Source organism: Xanthomonas cissicola, assembly GCF_008801575.1.
GTDB lineage: Bacteria > Pseudomonadota > Gammaproteobacteria > Xanthomonadales > Xanthomonadaceae > Xanthomonas > Xanthomonas cissicola.
In genome coordinates this window covers 1-2,643 of sequence record NZ_VZPL01000162.1, presented here as the reverse complement: position 1 = coordinate 2,643, position 2,643 = coordinate 1, and the positions used below count along the sequence as shown (strand labels likewise).

The following is a 2,643-nucleotide window of genomic DNA, read 5'->3' as shown; positions in this document are numbered from 1 at the left end:
CGGCCTGGCCAAAAACACCGCACACGTGCTGACCTTGTTTGCGCTCTCCAATCTGTGGATGAAGCGAAAGCAGTTGCTGCCGGCTATGGGGAGCGTGCGCCTGTAAACCAGGAAATTCCCACGGAAAGCGCCAGAAATGGCGAAATTCCAAAGATTCAAACGCCACTCTTCGGAACGACGCGACATCCCGCACTCTCAGGCCTCGTTATTCAGACCTTCCCTAACACAGCATCATCGGGTGGCAGGCGCTGAACGAAAACCTGGCGCGTTCGCGTCGCGTGGGCGTGGATCTGGAAATGGACTACCGCTTCCAGCTCGGCCAAGGCAATACCGTGCTGCGGTTTGTCGGCACCCGCCTGATCCAGTCGCGCGAGTGGGTATTCCAGGACTTTCCGCAGGAATACGACGAGTACGTGACCTACGTGACCGACCCGCGCTGGCGTGCGCAGTTCCAGACCAAATACAACTGGAACGCGTGGCGCGCGTCGTGGGACATGAACTACGTGGACGGCAACCTGCGCGTGACCCCGGAGAGCTATAACAGCAATCCTGGTTCGGCCAGCCCGATCAAGAACGGCTCGTACGTGTACCACAACTTCCAGTTCGGCTATCAATTCCCCGGCTCGAAGATCGACGTGTACCTGGGCATCGACAATGCCTTGGACAAGGATCCGCCGCGCAACTACTTCGGCTCGGATTTCACCTCTGCGCTGTACGACAACGTGGGCCGGTTCTTCTATCTGGGAACGACCGTGCGATTCTGACGGCCTCACGCGTGTCGAAAAAGCCCCGCATGTCGGGGCTTTTTTGTTGCGGCCTGGCAACGCAGTGGATCTTCGCTTGCGACAAATAACACCCAAGAACATTCGATCTGGTCGAGCAGGCGACGCAATCTGTATCGAACGTAACTATTAATCTGAGAGCCCGCTCCAGGTCGTTTGCCCAGGTGTGCGACACAACGCCATTTTGTGCCGAATTCCCCACTTCCGATGCGGATTTTAGTTATTTCATTAACAAATCATGTCAGATGCTTGCACTCGATAGCAGGCATTCATTACGTTCGAGTTAAGGCCATCTGACTCCCCGATGACCGCCCTTATCCGAACTCCAGTTGAAAGGTCAGGAATGAGCAATCAGTTTCGTCGCCAAGTCCTCAAACGCACCGCCCTTGCTGTCGTGCTCGGTGCTTGCCTAACCAACGGCGCGGTCTATGCGCAAAGCACCACCGGCAGCATTTACGGCAGCGCCCCGTCCGAAGCCGGCAGCACGATCGTGGTGCAGAGCGACACCGGTCTCAGCCGCACCATTACGGTGGATGCCAATGGCCGCTACAACCTCGGCTCGCTGCCGGTGGGCGCCTACACCGTCACCCTGAAGCGCGGCGATCAGGTCGTCGACACCCGCAAGAACGTGCAGCTGCGCGTCGGCTCGGGCACCGAGGTCTCCTTCGGTGGCGCGGCCGCATCGGGCAGCAATGCCGATGCAACCACGCTCGGTGCGATCACCGTCACCGCCGCCAACGCGCCGAAGATCGATGTCAGCTCGACCAGCTCGCGCTCGGTGATCACGTCCGAGCAGTTGGCTACCCTGCCGCTGGGCCGTAGCGCCGAAGCGATTGCGTTGCTGGCGCCGGGTGCGGTGTCGGGCGCAGGCGCATTCAACAATGGCTCGCGCTCGGTGGTGTCTTTCGGTGGCTCAGGCGTCACCGAAAACGCTTACTACATTAACGGTTTCAACGTTAGCAACCCATTGAGCAACCTCGGCGGCGTGAGCTTGCCGTACGGCGCCATCGACCAGCAGGAAACTTATACCGGCGGTTACAGCGCCAAGTACGGCCGTTCTACGGGCGGCGTCATCAACCAGCTTGGCAAGCGCGGCACCAATGAATGGCATTTTGGCGTGCAGACGGTGTGGGAGCCGGACTCGCTGGCAAGTTCGCGAGGAGACGTGTGGTTTCCAAATGCGACGCTGCCTGCAGGATACAAGTACGACACACCTGACCAGCCAGGCACGCTCTATCGTGCTGGCAAAGACAACAAGCAGACGCGGACTGTCTACAGCGCCTATGCAGGCGGCCCCTTGATCGAAGATCGCCTCTTCATCTTTGTCGCGGGCGAATCAGAAAAAGTGGACGGCGTCAGCACCAACGCCAGTAGTGACTCCATCCAGGCACGCAACAATTACGAATACAGCACGCCGAAGTTCTACGGAAAACTGGATTGGAACATCAACGACAGCAACATCGTTGAATACACTCGAATCCAAAACACCGACAGGCGAAGCGGTTACTACACGAGCTTTGACTACGACGGTTGATACGCCCAGGGTTCCGTAGACACTCAAGACCCTCGTTGCGCGTAGCGCCGTTCAAACTCTACAGGGGACAGGTCGCCAGTTGAACCATGACGGCGTTGTGGGTTGTAGAACATCTCGATGTAGTCGAACACCTCGGCGCGTGCGGCGTCCTTGGTGGGGTAGATCCGCCGCCTGATCCGCTCGCGTTTGAGCGACGTCCACCCAATTTTGAGTAGCGCCTCAGTTTGGAGTCCAATTCCCTACCCCGAGGAGATTGGACGTGAAGAAACGTTTTACTGACGAGCAGGTCATCGGCTTTCTGCGCGAAGCCGAAAGCGGCGTGGCGAT

5 pseudogenes are annotated in these 2,643 nt (G+C 58.4%); 4 read left to right on the top strand and 1 reads right to left on the bottom strand.

Going from position 1 to position 2,643, the window contains the following annotated elements:
• From F7R02_RS24905 to F7R02_RS24890, 3 pseudogenes are all read left to right on the top strand, one after another.
• Positions 1-106 (top strand): annotated as a pseudogene (locus F7R02_RS24905) (IS5/IS1182 family transposase); the annotation flags it as partial.
• A gap of 118 nt (positions 107-224) precedes the next feature.
• Positions 225-764 (top strand): annotated as a pseudogene (locus tag F7R02_RS24895) (TonB-dependent receptor); the annotation flags it as partial.
• Between the two features lie 361 nt (positions 765-1,125).
• Positions 1,126-2,310: pseudogene (locus F7R02_RS24890) on the top strand (TonB-dependent receptor); the annotation flags it as partial.
• Between the two features lie 29 nt (positions 2,311-2,339).
• Here F7R02_RS24890 and F7R02_RS24885 read toward each other — a convergent pair.
• Positions 2,340-2,507: pseudogene (locus F7R02_RS24885) on the bottom strand (IS3 family transposase); the annotation flags it as partial.
• Positions 2,508-2,575: 68 nt separating this feature from the next.
• Between F7R02_RS24885 and F7R02_RS27635 the strand changes: the two are divergent.
• A pseudogene (locus tag F7R02_RS27635) lies at positions 2,576-2,643 on the top strand (transposase); the annotation flags it as partial.